General features: G+C 39.5%; 17 protein-coding genes. 2 read left to right on the top strand and 15 right to left on the bottom strand.

All coding sequences use genetic code 11. From position 1 onward, the window contains the following. Positions 1 to 39 precede the first annotated feature (39 nt). The 15 genes from grpE to tig all read right to left on the bottom strand — a co-directional run bounded on the left by grpE (position 40) and on the right by tig (position 16,363). Positions 40 to 540: a nucleotide exchange factor GrpE gene (gene grpE, locus G7058_RS11245; RefSeq protein ID WP_166063609.1), complete on the bottom strand. Its 501-nt coding sequence runs from the start codon at positions 538 to 540 to the stop codon at positions 40 to 42. A gap of 12 nt (positions 541 to 552) precedes the next feature. Next, the gene (gene hrcA, locus G7058_RS11240) at positions 553 to 1,599 is read right to left on the bottom strand and encodes a heat-inducible transcriptional repressor HrcA (protein WP_166063608.1); all 1,047 of its coding nucleotides are present in this window, start codon (positions 1,597 to 1,599) and stop codon (positions 553 to 555) included. A gap of 96 nt (positions 1,600 to 1,695) precedes the next feature. Then, complete coding sequence (gene hemW / locus G7058_RS11235; RefSeq protein WP_166063607.1) at positions 1,696 to 2,829, bottom strand: radical SAM family heme chaperone HemW; 1,134 nt, start codon at positions 2,827 to 2,829, stop codon at positions 1,696 to 1,698. A gap of 2 nt (positions 2,830 to 2,831) precedes the next feature. Next, positions 2,832 to 3,809 carry a riboflavin biosynthesis protein RibF gene (gene ribF / locus G7058_RS11230; protein ID WP_166063606.1) on the bottom strand — a complete coding sequence of 326 codons (978 nt, stop codon included), beginning with the start codon at positions 3,807 to 3,809 and terminating at the stop codon, positions 2,832 to 2,834. Between the two features lie 23 nt (positions 3,810 to 3,832). Next, on the bottom strand, positions 3,833 to 4,756 hold the full coding sequence (truB, locus tag G7058_RS11225; protein ID WP_166063605.1) for a tRNA pseudouridine(55) synthase TruB: 924 nt from the start codon (positions 4,754 to 4,756) through the stop codon (positions 3,833 to 3,835). 87 nt (positions 4,757 to 4,843) lie between these two features. Continuing rightward, entirely contained in the window at positions 4,844 to 5,050 is a 207-nt protein-coding gene (locus tag G7058_RS11220; RefSeq protein ID WP_264372336.1) for a DUF1294 domain-containing protein, read from the bottom strand. A 64-nt stretch (positions 5,051 to 5,114) separates the two neighbouring features. Beyond that, complete coding sequence (gene pepT / locus G7058_RS11215; protein ID WP_166063602.1) at positions 5,115 to 6,347, bottom strand: peptidase T; 1,233 nt, start codon at positions 6,345 to 6,347, stop codon at positions 5,115 to 5,117. A gap of 20 nt (positions 6,348 to 6,367) precedes the next feature. Then, complete coding sequence (locus G7058_RS11210; RefSeq protein WP_166063601.1) at positions 6,368 to 7,510, bottom strand: Nif3-like dinuclear metal center hexameric protein; 1,143 nt, start codon at positions 7,508 to 7,510, stop codon at positions 6,368 to 6,370. Then, positions 7,507 to 8,208: a tRNA (adenine(22)-N(1))-methyltransferase gene (locus G7058_RS11205; protein WP_166063600.1), complete on the bottom strand. Its 702-nt coding sequence runs from the start codon at positions 8,206 to 8,208 to the stop codon at positions 7,507 to 7,509. Before G7058_RS11205 ends, G7058_RS11210 begins: the two co-directional genes overlap by 4 nt. Before the next feature lie 265 nt (positions 8,209 to 8,473). Further along, positions 8,474 to 9,601, bottom strand: a complete 1,128-nt coding sequence (gene rpoD / locus G7058_RS11200) for an RNA polymerase sigma factor RpoD (protein ID WP_166063599.1) — start codon at positions 9,599 to 9,601, stop codon at positions 8,474 to 8,476. Positions 9,602 to 9,628: 27 nt separating this feature from the next. Continuing rightward, complete coding sequence (gene dnaG, locus G7058_RS11195; protein WP_166063598.1) at positions 9,629 to 11,491, bottom strand: DNA primase; 1,863 nt, start codon at positions 11,489 to 11,491, stop codon at positions 9,629 to 9,631. Between the two features lie 147 nt (positions 11,492 to 11,638). Beyond that, positions 11,639 to 12,907 (bottom strand): MFS transporter, encoded by a 1,269-nt coding sequence (locus G7058_RS11190; protein ID WP_166063597.1) that lies wholly within the window; start codon positions 12,905 to 12,907, stop codon positions 11,639 to 11,641. A gap of 81 nt (positions 12,908 to 12,988) precedes the next feature. Then, positions 12,989 to 13,576 (bottom strand): ribosome biogenesis GTP-binding protein YihA/YsxC, encoded by a 588-nt coding sequence (yihA, locus tag G7058_RS11185; protein WP_166063596.1) that lies wholly within the window; start codon positions 13,574 to 13,576, stop codon positions 12,989 to 12,991. Positions 13,577 to 13,665: 89 nt separating this feature from the next. Further along, positions 13,666 to 14,910: an ATP-dependent Clp protease ATP-binding subunit ClpX gene (gene clpX / locus G7058_RS11180; RefSeq protein ID WP_166063780.1), complete on the bottom strand. Its 1,245-nt coding sequence runs from the start codon at positions 14,908 to 14,910 to the stop codon at positions 13,666 to 13,668. A gap of 172 nt (positions 14,911 to 15,082) precedes the next feature. Then, positions 15,083 to 16,363 (bottom strand): trigger factor, encoded by a 1,281-nt coding sequence (tig, locus tag G7058_RS11175; RefSeq protein ID WP_166063595.1) that lies wholly within the window; start codon positions 16,361 to 16,363, stop codon positions 15,083 to 15,085. A gap of 243 nt (positions 16,364 to 16,606) precedes the next feature. On the opposite strand from tig, the gene recU reads away from it, so the two are divergent. Then, positions 16,607 to 17,227: a Holliday junction resolvase RecU gene (recU, locus tag G7058_RS11170; RefSeq protein ID WP_166063594.1), complete on the top strand. Its 621-nt coding sequence runs from the start codon at positions 16,607 to 16,609 to the stop codon at positions 17,225 to 17,227. A 12-nt stretch (positions 17,228 to 17,239) separates the two neighbouring features. After that, the gene (locus tag G7058_RS11165) at positions 17,240 to 19,828 is read left to right on the top strand and encodes a PBP1A family penicillin-binding protein (protein ID WP_166063593.1); all 2,589 of its coding nucleotides are present in this window, start codon (positions 17,240 to 17,242) and stop codon (positions 19,826 to 19,828) included. Positions 19,829 to 19,871: the final 43 nt, after the last annotated feature.

Here is a 19,871-nt window from a genome sequence, read left to right as displayed (position 1 = left end):
TATCTTTTTTTAGAATCATTCAATTAACTGGATAACCTATTATTGTGCGACAATTACCATTGCTGGGCGCAAAATACGGTCTTCTAACTTGTAACCTTTTTGCACGACATTGATAACTGTATCTGGTTCTTGTCCTTCTTCAGCATCTTGCACTTGGATGGACATATGGAAATTCGGGTCGAATACTTCATTGATAGGATTGATTGCTTCAATTTTTTCATTTTTCAAAGCTTCAATCATCAAATTATAAACCATTTCGACTCCTTTTTTAAAGTTAACAGCTTTTTCATCTTCAACTTCGATTTCCAAAGCACGTTCGATATTGTCAATAACTGGCAATAATTCCGTTGCTAAGTTTTGCGAACGATATTTCGCTGCGTCCTGTCTTTCTTTAAGGTTACGCTTTTGGATATTTGCAAGTTCTGCTTGAACACGCAAATACCGATCTTGTAACTCATCTAATTGCTTTTCTAATTGCTCTACTTCCGTAGGCTCAACTGCTTCTGTGTTTTCATTTGGTGCATTATTTTCTTCAGCCATGTCAATTCCCCTTTACTCTTCTTGATAAAAATCATGCATGCTATCTGATAACTCTTCTCGTGTAATACGCATAATATTAATAATTTGCTCATAGGGCATATTTGTAGGACCGAGTAATGCGATTAAACCTTGTGCATCAGGTCCGACATTATACGTCGCCGTGATGAGACTAAAATTGGACAATAAATCATTTTTCATTTCAGTTCCAATTTGAATACTGAAATCATCCTGTCCAGTTTTTAGCAAACCAAGAAGGTCTTTTGATTCATGGATTAGACCAAGAACAGCTTTCATTTGCTCTCTTTCGTGAACACGTTCGAGATTAAAATGATTGAGCAGGTTCATTTCTCCACCTACATAGATGCGTTCATTATTCATTTTTAGTACCACTTCATTGAAGATGGCCTGCAAATTCAATTCCTTACCGATATATCTGCGGATAATATCTGGAATTTCATTTTGGAGTTTCTTATGAACCTCCGTTAACTTCAATCCGACCAGCTCTTCATTAAAGATATTGACCATCGTTTGAATTTTCGCGACATCCACATCTTTGGAAACTGTGAACATTTTATTCTCGATAAATCCTTTATCCGTAACCAATATTGCCATATATTGCCCCGTAGTAATAGGAACAATTTGAAAATTGGATAAACGGCTATCTAATTTTTCGGGTCCAATGCTTAGAGCTGTATAATTTGTCATGTATGACAACATTTCAGCCGATGTTTCCAATATTTCTTCTGCCTCTTTATAAGGGGCGCGGATAGATTCTTGCACTTTCCTACGCAAACCATCTTGTGAACGCTTCTTCTTATCTTGTAAGAGAAGATCAACATAATGACGGTAACCGAGAATGGAAGGAATCCTACCTGAAGATGAATGCATTTTTTCTAAAAATCCTAATTCTTCAATATGCAGCATTTCATTACGAATTGTTGCAGGTGAAACGGATAAATTCGTTTCGTGCAATAATGTCTTTGAACCCATTGGCTCCCCGTATTGAATATAATGCTTAATGATTGAATTTAAGATTAAAAGTTGCCTTTCCGTTAACATCTTTTCACCTCGCTTTAGCACTTGGCTTTCGTGAGTGCTAACCCATGAAATAACTTATCACGATGAATATTTTTTGTCAACAGTAATTGCTCGAATTTAATTAAATAGGAATTTTTGGAATACTTCATTGCCCAGATATTTACCTTTTTGAGTTAACCGTAAGAAATCATCTTCCACCATTAACAACTCGCGTTTGATTAGACTTTCAATTTCATCTGCATAATATTTCTCGACAGGTTCGTTAAATTTTTGTTGAAAATGTGAACGGTTCACACCTTTCATCGTTCTTAAACCAAGCATCAACTCTTCTTCGATGACATTCAGAGGTGTGAGTTCTTTTTGATAGAGAATCGGTGATTCTTTCTTTCGTAAAGGTTCCAGATAATGCTGAATCGGACCGTTGTTGCTATAGCGCTTGCCCTCAATGTAGCCATGTGCGCCTGCACCAAATCCAAAATAGTTTTCATTACGCCAGTAAGCGAGATTATGTTGTGATTGATAACCGGGTTTAGCGTAGTTAGAAATCTCGTAATGCTCTCTACCCGCCTTGGCCATCCGCTCCATTACCAATGCATACATATCTGCTTCCTCATCTTCTGACGGAAGTGGCAGTTTTCCTTGTCGCATTAAATTATAGAAAATCGTTTTATTCTCCAGGATGAGAGAATAAACGGAATAATGAGGCAAATCCAATTCCAACGCACGATCCAAGGTCTCCGAGAAGTCAGCCAATGTTTGCGTTGGCAAACGAAAAATTAAATCGATGCTCATATTATCAAAACCAGCTTTTTGAGCCATTTTTACACACTCGTACACTTGATCAGAAGTGTGAATGCGCCCAATTTTCTTTAAAATGGCGTCATTAAATGATTGGACTCCCATACTGATACGGTTAACACCGTATTCTTTCAAGACCTTAAACTTATCGAAACTGATACTCTCTGGATTCGCTTCTACTGTAAATTCTGAACCTTTTTCCATGGGGAAATACGTTTGAATTCCAATGAGGAGTTTTTCCATTTGTGATGCAGTCAGCGTGGTGGGCGTACCGCCGCCAATATAAAATGTTTCAACTTTTTCATTTGGATGACGCTCTTTCATGATTGCCATTTCCTGAATAACCATGTCAACGTATTCATCAACCGGTTGTCCTTCTAGAAAAACTTTATTAAAGTCACAATAGAAACAAATATGATCGCAAAAAGGAATATGCAAATATGCTGCAGTCATAATTATCGCTCCAATTCTGTTGTCTCTAAAGCAGCGGGGTTTTCTCTAAAGTATGTTTCAGTATCCACTTGGTCTTGCTTTAATTGTTCAATCAAAGCTTCAATACCGTTGAACTTCACTTCATCACGAATGAAATGGTGCCAACGTACTTCAACTTCCTCACCGTAAATCATCTTGTTGAAATTCAATATATTCACTTCGATTGTTTTGTCACGGTCTTTTTCAAAGGTAATATTGTAGCCGATGGAAGCCATCCCTTGATACCACTCGCCTTGCACGCGAATACTAACTACGTATACTCCCGTTTTAGGCAGGCGCACATTTTTTTGCACTTTTATATTAGCAGTAGGAAATCCTAATTCGCGTCCACGTGCATCTCCATGCATAACATGACCGCCGAATTGATAGGTATAGCCTAACATACTATTCGCTTTGGCTAGATCACCCGTAGCCAGTGCTTCCCGAATACGTGTTGAACTGATTTTTTCTTTGTTCTCAGAAACCTGTGGGGACACTTCAACAATAGCAAAACGATTTTTTGCATATTGCGGCAAATGTGCCATGTCTGCGATTGTTTTCGGTCCATAAGTATAATCAAAACCGGCCACTACTGCTTTTGCATGTAGACCGACAATATATTGATCAACAAATTCTTGCGGTTTAAGCGTTCCGAAATCATACGTAAATTCGATGACATAGAAGTAGTCTACCCCCAGATTCTCCATAAGTTCGATTTTGCGATCCATAATTGATAAGTAACGCATCGTTTCTGCATCCAACTTTTGGAAAACAATACTTGGATGATGGTTGAAAGACATAACTGCCAATTTGGCATTGTGCTTTTCTGCTTGGCGTTTTGCTTCAAGAATAACTTGTTGATGTCCTTTATGAACACCGTCAAAAAAACCGAGCGCTAATACAATCGGTTCATTCGGAATTTGTTCCTGTTTATACGGATGATGAATATTTATAATTTCCATTTATATATCAACACTCTTTCATATTAACCAATGTTTGAAAGAAACATTTTTCTTGGCTTCTTAAAATCCGTTTTACGCGCATGTGTCTCATATAAGGCTACCAAATAACCTTCATAATAAACAGCGATTAAAGGTGCATCTTCAAGTCCTACAAAAGTCTGAGCTTCTAAAACTGCACCATTCTTGATTTGCTCCCAAACGTTAGCATCCGCATCAAAGCGTGGAAATTCAGAAAAAATCGACTCGATTGGAAGAAAGACAGAATCTATTTCGCCTTGATCCATTTTTTCTTGTACTTCTGCTAACGTTAGACAATTTTCTTTTTTGAAAGGGCCGCTTGCTGTCCGCGTCAAACGTGACATATGTGCCGGATACCCTAATGCCTTACCTAAATCAACTGCCAACGTACGAATATAGGTGCCTTTTCCACACTCTACGGAAAAATCCCAAGACACTGTTTGTTCTCCTTCATTGTAACGAAGTTCACTTGTACGCGTAAAAGAATAGATTACAGCTTCACGCTTCGGACGTTCGACCGTTTCACCTTTACGTGCGTATTCATATAATCGGCGGCCATTTACTTTGACCGCTGAGTACATAGGTGGCACTTGAATAATCGTTCCTTCCAGTGTCTGCATCATGGCATCAACAACAGATGCATCTGGTAATTCCGTAATTGGCAGACGCTCTACGATTTCACCGTGTGCATCTTCTGTTTCAGTTGAATAACCCAGAGTTATTTCACCTTCATACGCTTTCCCCATATCGGTCATGAATTCAGCTGCTTTAGTCGCTGCACCCACACAAATAGGTAAAACGCCATCCACTTCAGGATCTAACGTTCCTGTATGACCAATTTTTCTTGTTTTTAATATTCTTCTTAAATGAAAGATGCAATCATGACTCGTCATGCCGCGTTCTTTCCATAGTGGCAAGATACCATTCATCGCCTCTATCCCCCTTTTTTCAACTCGCTTATTATAGCATATATATCGTAAAGAAGGCTGCTTCTATACCTAAAAGCAGCCCACCTCTTATCGTATTACACGCGTCATTATCCATACCCATAGACTCATTCCCAGAATATAAACCAGGTAAAAATAAGTGTGTTTCGTTTTATGTCTAAATAGATGCATCCCCAAAATACCACCCAAGCTGCCTCCCAAAATACCTAGTATGAGTAAGTATTTTTCGGGTATCCGGTACTTCCGTTTGCGTGCCTTTTGTTTATCGCTATACATGAAATAGAATAAAAGAATATTTGTGATGCCTAACCAGACAAATAAATAATTAGTCGTCATTGCCTTAAGCTTCAAGTCCGCTTTGACGGATAATTTCTACAATAACTGCTGTTGCTTTCTCCATTGCTTCAATCGAAACAAATTCGTAGCGACCGTGGAAGTTTTCGCCACCAGCAAAAATATTCGGTGTCGGCAAGCCCATATAAGTTAATTTCGAACCGTCTGTTCCACCACGAATTGGCTCAATAACAGGTTTAATATCAAGAGCAAGCATAGCTTTTTCTGCTAAGTTAACTGAACGCATATCATCTTTAAGAATCTCACCCATGTTGTAGTAAGAATCACTTAACACAACGGAAATACGCGGTTCGTCGAACTTCTCATTCATTTTGGCTGCTATTGCCAGCATTTTTTCTTTTTTATCTTCAAATAGTTTGCGGTCATGATCACGAATGATATAAACCATTTTACTTTCTTCGACTGTTCCTTCGATGCCGGATAAATGATAGAAGCCTTCTCTATTTTCAGTCTGTTCCGGAACTTCATTCGCTGGTAAGTAGCTGTCATATTCAAGGGCTAATTTCATCGCATTTACCATTGTATCTTTAGCGGTACCCGGATGAACATTCTTCCCTTGAATCGTAACGATTGCTTGCGCCGCATTAAAACTTTCGAATTGCAACTCGCCAACAGGTCCGCCGTCCATTGTATAGGCAAAATCAGCTGCAAAAGATGCTACGTCAAATAAATCAGCACCTCTTCCAATCTCTTCGTCCGGTCCAAACGCTACTTTAATGGTGCCGTGTTTAATGGTGTCATCATTTTTAATGATTTCAATGGCACTCATAATTTCCGCAATACCGGCTTTATCATCTGCACCCAATAACGTTAAGCCGTCTGTTGTGATGACTGTCTGACCGATATAGTTACGTAAATTCGGGAAATCTTTTGGTGAAAGAACGATATTTTTCTCTTTATTTAATACAATTGCTTCCCCATCATAATTTTCATGGATTTGTGGGTTCACGTTCTCTGATTCAAAATCAGCCGTATCCATATGAGCGATGAAGCCAATTGTAGGAATCCCTTCTGCGTTAGCTGGTAGTGCTGCAGTTACGAAACCATTTTTTGGATTATAGGTAATATCAGAAAGTCCGATTTCTTCTAAATGCGGCATAATAATTTCTTTTGCGAACGCTACTTGCGAGGGCGTTGATGGGATAGTTTCACTCTGCTCATCTGAGCGTGTATCATATTTTACATAGGTTAAAAAACGTGACAATAATTTTTCAGTCATTCGTTGGACATCCTCTCAAATTAAATCTCGTGGTCAAAAATAAACGGGTGTGTATTTGTTTGTGATTCGATAATGTCTATTTGCCATAACTCTTCTCGTTTCCACTCTGCTAGCAGCGTTGCTAATTTTGGAATACAGATTTTTTCGATAATATGGCCCGGATCAACAACCATCAAACCGTCTGCCTGCATATCATGAGCTGTGTGATAGTACACATCTCCCGTAATATAAACATCCGCTTTCTGCTTAATCGCATCCGGATAATATTTACCGGCATCTCCACCACATAGAGCCACACGTTTAATTAATATGTTTTCTTTCGATGGTGGAACAACGATCCGTACACCTTTGACATCAAAGGATTCTTTAACATGCGGGATAAACTCAGCGAGTGTCATTTCTTTCGCTAGTTCTCCCACACGTCCCAAACCAAACTTTTCACTTTGCAGTTGGTCAATTGAATACATTTCATAAACGGGTTCTTCGTACGGATGGGAAGCTAATAAAGCCTCCATGACCGCTTCTACGTTTTCTTCTTCTAGGATGACTTCGATGCGTTCTTCTTGAACCATTTCTTGCTTGTTCAATTCACCAATAGAAGGTTGGGCATTTCCAACCGGTGTAAAACGACCGACTCCTTTTACCGAGTAAGAACAATCTTCGTAATCCGCGGAAATTTGGCCCGCTCCTGCGCCGGTAATTGCGCTGCGAACAGCATCAGCATCTTCTTCCGGAACATAAACATTCAGCCGTTTCAATTGCTTCGTACGGGATGGCGCCATGATTTCAACATCATTCAATTGCAGGGCTTCCGCAAGCCAATCATTCATACCGCCGTTCGCATTATCCAAGTTCGTATGTGCGGCATACACGGTAATATCATGCTTAATTAGATCGGCGTACATACGTGTCTGTGGATTTGACAAATCAAACCGCGCTAATGGTTTATAAATCGGCGGATGATGCGCCAAAATAAAATCAACGCCCTTTTCAATCGCTTCTTGAACAACTTCCGGACGAACATCCAGGGTCACCATTATCTTATTGACTGGCCGACTAAGGTCACCAACGTGCAAACCAACCGGATCACCTTTTTCCGCCAACCACAAAGGGACTTTCGTTTCAAAGTATGCTACAAAATCATAACCAGAAAGTTGGGTCATTTTATTTCCTCCTCTATGATTTCAATCATACGTAAGACTTCTGCTTTCTTTTCAGCGATGTCACGGTGTGATTGTTCTAAACTTCGCAGAATATATTCATATTTCTGAATTTCAGACTCCCATTTACGGACAAAGATAGCATTTTTTTCTGACCGTAAGAATTTACCAAATAGATAATCTTCAGACGATAATTTTGAAACCTCTGTTGCGGGTTCAGCAATAATGATTTCATAAATTTTACTATTTTCTTCCAGAATTGTTTCTGTCATAATTTCAAAATTGTTATCTGTCAACCAATGGCGCAGTTTCATTTCAGCGTTATTCGGTTGCAGAATCAGGCGCTTCACATTATCAAGCTTTCCTTCTTCAAAGCCAGCATCCAGGATTCGGGCAATTAAATCGCCCCCCATCCCACAAATTGTGATTGTATCGATACGATCATTTGACTCTATAACCTCTAAACCATTTCCTAATCTTGCTTCTACTGTTCCTTCCAGTCGAGAGGCAGCGATTTGTTTTTTTGCAGAAGAAAAAGGCCCAAGAACCACTTCTCCGGCAATTCCAAATTCGATTAATCCTTTTTGCGCTAGGTTACAAGGTAAATAAGCGTGATCAGATCCGATATCTGCTAATCGCGCTCCTTTTTCGACATAGGATGCAGCAGTTTCTAAACGTTTGGATAATTGATTTTCATTCATTTCTGCTCCTCCTTTCACGTTTGTTTTAACCTATTAATCTTATCAGTTTCTGGCTAAAAAGTGAACTATTGCAACGATTCTTATAAAAAAAGAATGGGATTTTTTTAAAGTTGATTAAAATCCTAGTCTACAAAAAAGTCTGCACAAGTTTTTGATTCTAGCTCATCTTGTGCAGACTTATCATTTTTTCACCACGAACTTATTAACTTATGCAATCTAAAAAAGGCCCGGGAATATCACTCCGGGCCTTCCTGCTTTTACTTTTTTACTCTAAGAAGTCTTTCAATTGTTTTGAGCGGCTTGGGTGACGTAATTTGCGGAGTGCTTTCGCTTCGATTTGACGAATACGCTCACGTGTAACCCCGAATACTTTCCCTACTTGTTCAAGTGTACGGACATTACCATCATCCAGACCGAAACGTAGACGTAATACGTTTTCTTCACGGTCCGTTAATGTATCCAATACTTCTTCTAATTGTTCTTTCAATAATGTTTGAGCAGTATGCTCAGCAGGACTCGTTACATCTTGGTCTTCGATAAAATCTCCTAGATGTGAATCGTCTTCCTCACCAATAGGCGTTTCTAGAGAAACAGGCTCTTGTGCGATTTTCAGGATTTCACGAACTTTTTCAGTCGGCAAGTCCATTTCGGCACCGATTTCTTCTGGTGTTGGTTCGCGTCCTAAATCTTGTAAAAGTTGTCTTTGGATACGAACAAGTTTATTGATCGTTTCAACCATATGTACAGGGATACGGATAGTACGTGCTTGGTCAGCAATCGCACGTGTGATTGCTTGACGAATCCACCATGTCGCATAAGTAGAGAATTTGAACCCTTTTTCGTGGTCAAATTTCTCAACAGCTTTCATCAATCCCATATTTCCTTCTTGGATAAGATCCAAGAACTGCATACCGCGGCCCACATAACGCTTCGCAATAGAAACAACCAGACGTAAGTTTGCTTCAGCAAGCTCTTGTTTCGCTTCTGGTTCTCCTTGTTGAATACGGATAGCCAATTCTTTTTCTTCATCAGCGCTAAGAAGTGATACACGTCCGATTTCTTTCAAATACATTCTTACCGGGTCATTAATTTTAACCCCTGGTGGAGCTGCTGTATCGTCTTCAATCGGTTCTTCTTTTTTAGTCTTCTTAGCCACTTCGTTGGTCTTTAATTGACGGGCAGTTGGACCACCATCAGCATCAACAACGCTGACCCCGCTATCTTCCATTTTTTGGATTAGTTTATCCATTTCATCGGCATCAAGCTGGAATGGTGTTGCGATTTTATCAGTCAAATCGTCATAAAAGATAGATCCAAGAAGTTTTTGTTCCTTGATCACCTTATTCGTAACTTGCTCGATTGTTTTACCTTGTTCATTTTTTTCTATTGCCATAAAATGATTCCTCCATCCCAGTATGGATTATTTTCTTGCCGTCCGCAATTGTCTGTTCAAGTTGATTATATCAGCTAAAAGGGTTTTTGCCCTCTCTTTGTCATTATTTCGACTCGCTGATTTCATTTCTTGATTCTTCAGACTTAATTCTTTCTGCAAAGATTCGTATCTCAAACTGATAATAATATCACTAATTTCTTGCCTTGAAACCTCAGCTTCAAGCTCATTCATATTTATTTCTGATACAATTTCAGTTAGTTTTTGGTCACGCAGACGATCCAAGAAATGATCGACATGACCCACGGACTGTATCTCGTCGCGGAAAGCACTGTATAAAAAGTAAATCGTTTGATGCTGTTCATTTAAGAAGTGAAAATCTGGGGCTACTTCGTTTAAGTAGTGCCAGGCTTCTTCATGATGAAACAGGCGATTGAGTATCTGCCGTTCAATCGTGTCCATCTTGGTTAGTTCTTGCCGTGTCGGCAATGTGATGGTTGCAACCGATTCACTCGGATTTTGATACTGCGGTTCTTGCCGTTTCGATTGCATATGGACTTGCTGATATTCTTGCAGTTGTTTTTTCAACACTGCTAAATCAATATCGAAATCTTCTGCAAGCTCGTTCAAATAGAGTTCTCTTTCGATAATCGAATCAACCTGAACTAATTCTTTCAACATGCGCTCCAGATATTCTACTCGGTTCTTTTCAGAATCCAAGTCTATCTGTGTTTTTAAGAAACGCGATTGAAACTGGAAAATTGATTCTTTATGATTTTGGATCCCCTCACGAAAAGCCTGCGGACCCTTTTCTTGTATATAATCATCCGGATCCATACCCGGCTGCATCGGAAAAATAGAAATATCAAACCGTTGATTGGTACTCAACAAATCAATGGCTTTCCTTGTCGCTTCCATCCCCGCTCTATCACCATCGTAACAAAGCACTACCGAATCAACTGTTTTGTTCAATATTCGCATCTGTTCGTCCGTCAACGCCGTCCCCATGGAGGCAACACCATTCTTTTGGTCCGCATTCCATGCAGAGATAACATCCATGTATCCTTCAAATAAGACAACTTCCGATGTCTTTCGCATATTCACACGGGCTTTATCAAGGTTGAAAAGAAAGTTACGTTTGGAGAATAGAATCGTTTCAGGACTATTCAAATACTTCGCTTCGTGATAGTCAGACTTTTCTGCATTATCCGTTGGAAGAATTCTTCCTGAAAAAGCTACGGTCGCACCCTTTTCATTGCGAAGCGGGAACATAATACGCCCTGCAAATCGGTCTAATAATTCTGAAGAATCCGATCTGTCGGAAAAAATCCCCGTTTCTTTTAAGAGTGACGCTGCGAAATTTTGGTTTTCTAATATCTTTTGGGTAGCGGTCTTGTCCGGAGGTGAAAAGCCGATTTGAAATTCCTGCAGTAATTCAGTTGTAAATCCTCTTTCCTTTAAATAGGCGAGAGCAGGTTCACCGGTTACGGTATTCATCAATACTTGGTGATAAAATGCCGCAGTAGCATTATGGATGGCAATCAATTTATTTTTTTTATCCTGTAATTCGCTTTGAGGTTTATTCGTATCTAAATCGATATCCAGATGAATATCATTCATTTCAGCGGCTTTCTTTACAGATTCAGCAAAATTGATGCCTTCTACTTCCATCAAAAATGTAAATAGATTCCCACCTCTACCGCAACTGAAACAATGGAAAATCTGTTTCTCATCTGTTACAGAAAAAGATGGTGTTCGTTCATCGTGAAACGGACAAAAACCGAAATAGTTTTTTCCTCTTTTTTTTAACTGCACATATTGACTGACAACATCGACAATATTTGTTTCTAACCTTATTTTGTTAATTGTTTCCTCTGGAATTCTGGTTGCCAAAAAACCACCTCTTTACTACGCTTCCTACTCAAAAATGTGCATAAAAATACATAGTAATTATACCAAATTTTGCGCGAATAAGCAATGTTCCTGTTTAGATAACGTGTGAAGCTCCGCGACAGCCTTAGCTGAAACGGAGCTTAAAAATTATACTTCATGTACTTCGGGAATTTTGACGCGTACTAATAGCACCCCACCGACAACGAATAACACAATTAAAGCAAACACACCATCTAATGAGTTGCCCGTTATTTGTGCGATAATTCCTACTAAAAAGGGTCCCACCACCGCTGCAAATTTACCGAAGATATTGTAAAAACCAAAAAATTCGTTAGAACGACCTTCCGGAATGAGTTGTCCGAACAAAGACCGGCTAAGCGATTGAATACCGCCCTGTGCTGTACCTACCAATAATGCCAAAATGATAAAAGTTTGCAAGCTTTCGAGCTGCAACGCATAAACACAAATAATAATATATGTTGTAATTCCAACGAAAATCATGTTTTTCGCACCCAAACGTTTTGCCAGCATACCATAAAGAATAGAGAACGGAAATGCTACAAACTGAACGACCAACATGACGACTATTAAATCATTCGACGAGAGACCAATGTCACTCCCAATCGCCGTTGCCATCTTAAAGATTGTTCCTACTCCGTCAATGTAAAAGAAATAGGCCAATAGAAATAAAAAAGCCTGCTTATGTTGCCGAATATCTCTAATCGTATGGAACAAACGCTTGAAGCTACTGCGAACAATTTCCGGTTCCCGTTCAATGTAGGATTTTTGTTGTACATTTTTCCAATACGGAATCGTAAAAATGAACCACCAGACGGCCGTCATCACGAACCCTAGCTTAATCAGCATGACTTGGGAGATTGGTAATATGCCGGTTAGTTGTAAAATAATGAAAAGAACAAACGGTATAGAACTACCAATATAACCCCAACCAAATCCTGCGGCTGAAACACGGTGCATGCGCGTTAACGTGGTTACATCTACCAACGAACCATCATAGAAAATATTGGCACCCGAGAATCCAATTGCAGAAAGAACATAAAATAAAAACAAATACTGCCAGTTGCCCTCAGGAGCAAAAGCGAAGCCCACTGTTGCTAAAATACCGCTTAACGTAAACCACGTAAACAACGGCATACGTTGATTCTTGTAATCTGCTAAAGCTCCCAGTACAGGGGCTAAGAGTGAAATAACCAACGTTGCGATTGAATTGGCATAACCCCAGTAAGCTGTTGAAGTGGCGCTGTCCAGCCCACCCGATTCAGCAACTGCTTTAAAGAATAAAGGAAAAACAGCAGTTGTAATCATGATTGAGTATGCTGAGTTTGCCCAGTCTTGCATAATCCAACTGCGTTCTTCCTTGGTATATTTAAATCGTTCTTTCTGTATGCGCACCATTAAAAAACCTCCTTATTATCAATCGATAACTGAAGCTTAACGAACGTTTTCTTGAAGGAACCTCTTTCAGTTTAGAACGAATTACTCATTTAAATAGCGACTGATCAATCCCCATGCTTTGTCTTTTCCTTCTCCTGTCTCTGAAGAAAAAACAATAAGGGATTCCATACTTGGTAAGTTCATAGCTTTCTTAATGACAGAAGCATGTTGATTCCATTTACCACGCGGAATTTTATCACATTTTGTCGCAACGACTGTATAAGGTAGACCGTAATACTCTATAAAATCTTTCATTTGAATATCATCAGCAGTCGGTGGGTGACGGAAATCAACCATCAATAAGACGTGGCACAATGTCTCACGTTGCGTGAAATAAGTTTCCAGCATTTGTCCCCATTTGGCACGCTCTGTTTTAGATACTTTCGCATATCCATAACCCGGTACATCGACGAAATAAAAAGCTTTATTAATTAAATAATAATTCAATGTTTGCGTCTTTCCTGGCTTACTTGATGTCCGTGCTAACGCTTTTCTATTGATTACTTTGTTAATAAAAGACGATTTCCCTACGTTCGATCTTCCAGCTAGTGCGAATTCTGGTAATCCTGTGCTGGGATATTGTTTAGGATCAACTGCACTTATAATAATTTCAGCATCTTGTACATGCATCGGTATCACTTCCTCTAAATATTTTCTATATTATACATGAAAAAACCAATGTTTGGGAATTTGTCCAAACATTGGTTTCATCGAAAAGATTAACTAATCAAGCGTTCGTCTTCGTCGTACAACAACGGCAGACCATTACCCTCGATAATATCTTTTGTGATTACAACTTTTGAAATTTCGTCGCGACTTGGGATTTCGTACATAATGTCCAACATAACGTTTTCGATAATTGAACGAAGACCACGTGCTCCGGTATTACGTGCAATCGCATGTTTAGCAATCGCGTTCAATGCTTCTTCATCAAACTCCAACTCAACGTTGTCCAGCTCAAGTAGTTTTTGGTACTGCTTAACTAGTGCGTTTTTAGGCTCCGTCAAGATTTTAACTAGATCCGCTTCTGTTAATTTCTCTAGAGCTGCCATAATTGGTAAACGTCCGATGAATTCTGGAATTAAACCGAATTTTAATAAGTCTTCCGGAATAATTTGTTGCATCAGGCTCTTTTCAGCCTCTTCTTTTGTTTGCGCTGTTTGACCAAATCCAATGACTTTCTCACCCAAACGCTCTTTTACAATGGTTTCGATACCATCGAAGGCACCACCAACAATGAAAAGAATGTTTGTTGTATCAAACTGGATAAGCTCTTGTTGCGGATGTTTACGTCCTCCTTGTGGTGGAACGTTCGCTACAGTTCCTTCAAGGATTTTTAGAAGTGCTTGTTGAACACCTTCTCCGCTGACATCACGTGTAATGGAAACATTTTCGCCTTTTCGTGCAATCTTGTCAATCTCATCCACATAAATAATCCCGCGTTGTGCACGCTCAAGATCATAATCCGCTGCTTGAAGAAGTTTCAAGAGAATATTCTCCACATCTTCACCAACATAACCCGCTTCTGTCAAACTTGTCGCATCTGCGATTGCAAATGGAACGTCTAAAATACGCGCTAAGGTTTGACCTAGGAATGTCTTACCGGAACCAGTTGGACCAATTAAACAAATATTACTCTTTTGTAATTCAATACCATCAGCTGATTGTGCATCCATTTGGCTGATACGTTTATAGTGATTGTAAACAGCAACAGAAAGAGTTTTCTTAGCTCTATCTTGGCCAATAACGTAATCACTTAATATTTTACGAATTTCTTGTGGTTTTGGAACCTCACCAAATTCAACTGCTTCACCACTGTAAATCTCTTCATCAATTATTTCTTTACACAAATCGATACACTCATTACAAATATACACATCTGGTCCAGCAATAATTTTCTTTACTTGCTCGGAAGATTTCCCACAAAAGGAACAGTGAATGCTTGTGCCATCATCTCGGAACATATGCATTTTCCTTTCTCTCTATGTCTTTGAAAACTCTATAACCCTGAGTTTTCCTCTTTAATAACGCATTTAATCTTAACATATTTTGACCAAATCACAACTCTTACGCTTACATTGAAATAAAAGGGGCTACTGCTGAATGCAATGCCCCTTTTATCGTGTTATTTATGAATTAAGCTTCAACAACAGTATCAGTAACTAATGCCATTGCTTTCTTCATTTTAATATCGTTTGTAACCATGTCTTCGCTTACTAGGCCACGTACACGTTCAACGTCCATGTTATATTGACCAGCAAGTGTTGTAATTTCTTCGTTGATTTCGTCTTCAGTAACTTCAATGTTCTCAGCTTTAATGATTTCTTCAAGAACAAGTGTTGTTTTCGTACGAACATCAGCATCTGTTTCCATTTGCTTGTGCAAGTCTTGCTCAGTTGTACCAGTAATTTGGTAGTAAAGCTCTGGTGAGATCCCTTGACGTTGCATATCGTTCAAGAATAGATCCATTTGACGGTGAACTTCGTCATGAACCATTACGTATGGTAAGTCAACAACTTCTGCATTTTCAACAGCTTGACGGATAGCAGCATCTTGAACAAATTCATCAGCTGCAGCGTTTTTGCTGTCTTCTAATTCTTTGCGGATTTTAGCTTTCAATTCGTCTAAAGTTTCTACTTCTTCTTCTAAATCTTTAGCAAATTCGTCATCTAGAGTTGGTAGTTCTTTACCTTTAACTTCGTGAACAACAACTTTGAAAGTTGCTTCTTTGCCTGCTAAGTCAGCTGCGTGGTATTCTTCTGGGAATGTCACAACAACATCTTTCGCGTCGCCAGCTTTAGCGCCAACAAGTTGCTCTTCGAAGCCAGGGATGAAAGAGTTAGAACCTAATTCCAATGAATGGTTTTGGTCTTTTCCACCTTCAAAAGCTTCTTCTCCTACGAATCCTTCGTAGTCAATAACAACTGTATCGCCTTCAACAGCTGCATCTTCTTTAATAACTAATTCAGCTTGTTTCGCTTGGCGTTGTTTCAATGCTTCTTCAACATCAGCATCTGTAACTTCGCGGTCTTGTTTTTCAACAGTCAAGTTTTTGTATTCACCTAATTTAACTTCAGGTTTAACCGTTACATCTGCAGTAAGTACCCATGGTTGGCCTTTTTCCATGCTCTTGATGTCGATTTTTGGTTGTGCTACAGGATCGATTCCTGCTTCCTTAACAGCTGCATCGTATGCTGCTGGTAGAGCTTGGTTCAATGCGTCTTCAAATAATGAAGCTTCGCCATATTGTTTGTTGAAGATATGACGCGGAACTTTTCCTTTTCTGAATCCAGGTACAGTAATATTTTTTCTTACACGTTTAAATACTGTATCCATTTCTGCTTGCATTGTTGCTTCAGGTATTTCAAATGTTAAGACACCTTCGTTAGTGCCTGTTTTTTCCCAATTTACAGTCATGATCTTTCCTCCAAAAATGTATCATTCTCGCAATTAATGTACCATTGCATACTCATTTAGTTTACACTAGAAGTACCTTAAAGTAAACATAAAACGGTTAGAGAACCATTAACCTGTTTGAAATAAGAATGAATGATGATAAAATCAACCCTGTCAGAATGATGATTTTATATAAACTTAAAACTAAAGCACTGTTTTTTTTAGGTAAAATTGCTAAAATCTAACAGAGGGAGCGAGGTTTGCATGACAATTAATTATCCAAATGGTAAAATTTACCGATCACCAATTAAGGAAATTACCAAGGTAAAAAAGACGGCTTCTGCCAGCCACGCTAAACGTGGAATGAAATTGGAAGACCAGCTATCTGAATCGAATGCCTACTACCTTCAAAAAGGAATAGCTGTCATCCATAAAAAACCGACTCCTATTCAAGTCGTTAAAGTAGACTATCCGAAAAGAAGCGCCGCAGTTATTAAAGAAGCGTATTATCGACACTCATCAACAACGGACTTTAATGGCATTTATCGCGGGAAGTATATTGATTTTGAAGCTAAAGAAACGCAGAATAAATTATCTTTTCCTTTAAAGAATTTCCATGAACACCAAATCACCCATATGAAGCAATGCTATGAAATGGGCGGAATTACGTTCGTCATCATCCGCTTCTCTACATTAAACAGAGTTTTTTTGTTGGAAAGCCAACACCTCTCGCTATACTGGGAGAAGCAACATTCAACTGATCAGCGGAAATCAATCCCCCTGACCTATATAGAAGAACACGGATACGAAATTGAGTATGGCTTTCGTCCTGCTCTTGACTACTTAAAAGCTCTCGATACTATTATCGGCAACGAAAACAAATAAGAGGTGAAGAATATGCCGAAGCAGACGCAAACAAGGCAACAAAGAAAACAAAGCACGACCAAGAAAGGAAATGGCAAAAAAAGGACAAATAAGAAAAAAACGAATAAGAAAAAACAAACCGGTCTTTTGAAAAAAATTATTTTAGGGATTATTGCACTAGGCTTTATCGCCCTTCTGGCCGGCGCCGGACTTTTCGCTTATTATGCTGCCAACGCTCCCGAAGTGAATCGTGAAGCATTAGAAGATACGGAGCCATCAAAATTACTCGCTCTCGATGGCTCGATAGCGACCGAAGTCGGAGCTGGCGCTCAGAACCGGGAACTAGCAGCCTTGGATGAAATTCCTGAACTGCTTCAAAATGCTGTTGTATCAATTGAAGATCAACGTTTTTACGACCATTTAGGTGTCGATCCGATTCGTATTTTAGGAGCTGCACTTGCGAACGTTCGTGGTGGTGGTATTTCCCAAGGTGGGAGTACAATTACGCAGCAATTGATTAAACTTTCCTTCTTCTCTACTTCCGAAGAAGATCAAACCTTAGAAAGAAAAGCACAAGAAGCATGGATGGCTTTACAATTGGAGCGTGAAATTTCAAAAAATGAAATTTTAGCACTTTATATTAACAAAGTTTACATGGGTAACAACGTGTACGGAATGGCGACTGCTGCTGAGTACTATTATGGCAAAGACCTTGCAGATTTAACGCTGCCAGAAGCCGCAACCCTAGCAGGTATGCCCCAAGCTCCTTCCTACTATGACCCTTACGTTAATCCAGCTGAAACAGAGGAACGTCGAAATATCGTTTTAATGATGATGGTTGATAAAGGTGTCATCACTGAACAAGAGCGTTCTGAAGCAACACTTGTTCCTGTGACAGAAAATTTAGTGGATCATTCTAATGACGTTGATAACTCTTTGGTCGTTGATTCCTACATCCAATTGGTTATGGATGAAGTGTATGAAAAGACTGGACTTGAAGTTGAAATGGGCGGTTTGACAATTCAGACCAACCTGGACATGGATGCCCAACAACGTTTGTTTGATATCGTCAATTCCGAAGAGTATATTCTATTTCCTGATGACGAAGTACAAACGGCTGTCACTTTAGTTGATGTTCACACCGGCGCACTAAATGCTGTAGTCGGTAACCGTAAAAAATCTAATTTACTAGCTGTAAACTATGCGAACCAAAACAACCGAAGTGTGGCATCTACAATCAAACCGATTATCGACTACGCACCCGCGATTGAGTACAATAACTATTCAACCGGAACGCTTATCGTAGATGAGGAATGGACATATCCCGATGGCTCAGTATTGAGAAACTACGACGGTAATTATCGCGGTTCACTCACTATTCGGGAAGCGTTGGTTGACTCCCGAAACGTTCCTGCGGCTAAATTGTTAAACGAAGTGGTTGGTATTGATAACGCAGATGAATTCTTAAGTAGATTGGGTATCGAAAGCATCCAAAAAAATGGAAGCAATGATATTTATCCTTCAAGTGCCATCCAAGGAGATATCACCAATATCCAAATGGCAGCAGCTTATGCGGCATTCTCAAATGGTGGAACCTATTATAATCCTTACACGGTTCAATCCGTCATTGACTCTGATGGGAATGTTTACGAGTTTGCTCCAGATGGAACAGTTGCAATGAAAGATTCTACTGCTTATATGATGACAGATATGATGAAAGACGTTGTGACAGATTCAGCTCCAAATGCACTCGTTCCTGGCGTTCCCATTGCTGGTAAAACCGGTACAGAAGAATTTAGTGATGAAGAAATTGCGCTTGTGGGTGCAACACATGATATGAACGTGGCGAAAGATTCTTGGTTTGTAGGTTACTCACCAAATTATTCTATTGCCGTTTGGATGGGGTATGAGGAAGTAACGCTAGAAGGTAACTACCTGCCCTTCCAAACAAGAGAAATTACGCGTCACATTTTCAACGAATTAATGAATTACGTCTCTACTGATAAAGACAATTCAGATTGGATTAAACCGGACTCCGTCGTAGAAGCAACAATGGAGAAATATAGTAACCCCGTTGCAAAACCAGGTCCGAACACACCGAACGAGATGCGGATTACCGAATTATTTGTCAAAGGGACAGAACCAACTACCGTTTCTAAAAAGTACGGTGAAGAGCTGAAAGCACCTACTGGTCTAAAAGCAACCTACGACAAAGATACAGACAAGTTAACCGTTACTTGGGATGCATACAAGCTCGCTGAAGCTGATAAACGCACCCCTCAGTTTGATGTTACTGTCGGTGCAGCAACAAGACCTACAACGGATACAACTATCGTTATTGATAATCCGCCTAAAGGTAATGTGAGCATCACCGTCCGTGCTAAAGTTGGCACAACGACATCACCAAATGCAACAATTCAAATTAAAATTGAAGAACCTAAAAAGCCTGAAGAAGAGGAAGAAAGCAAGGAATCAGAAAGTAGCTCTTCCAGTGAATCAGAACAAAGTTCAGAAAGCAGCGAATCCGTTCAAGAAAGTGAATCCAGTAGCGTTCCTCCTGAGAGCCAACCAAGCGAATCAGTCGCCCCACCGGAATCCTCAAACACGCCGCCTGCTGAATAGTAAAAATAAAGGACCCGCACCCCGGAATATACGGGGTGCGGGT

The organism is Jeotgalibaca porci, assembly GCF_011299095.1.
GTDB lineage: Bacteria > Bacillota > Bacilli > Lactobacillales > Aerococcaceae > Jeotgalibaca > Jeotgalibaca porci.
This window is presented reverse-complemented; position numbering and strand designations above follow the sequence as displayed.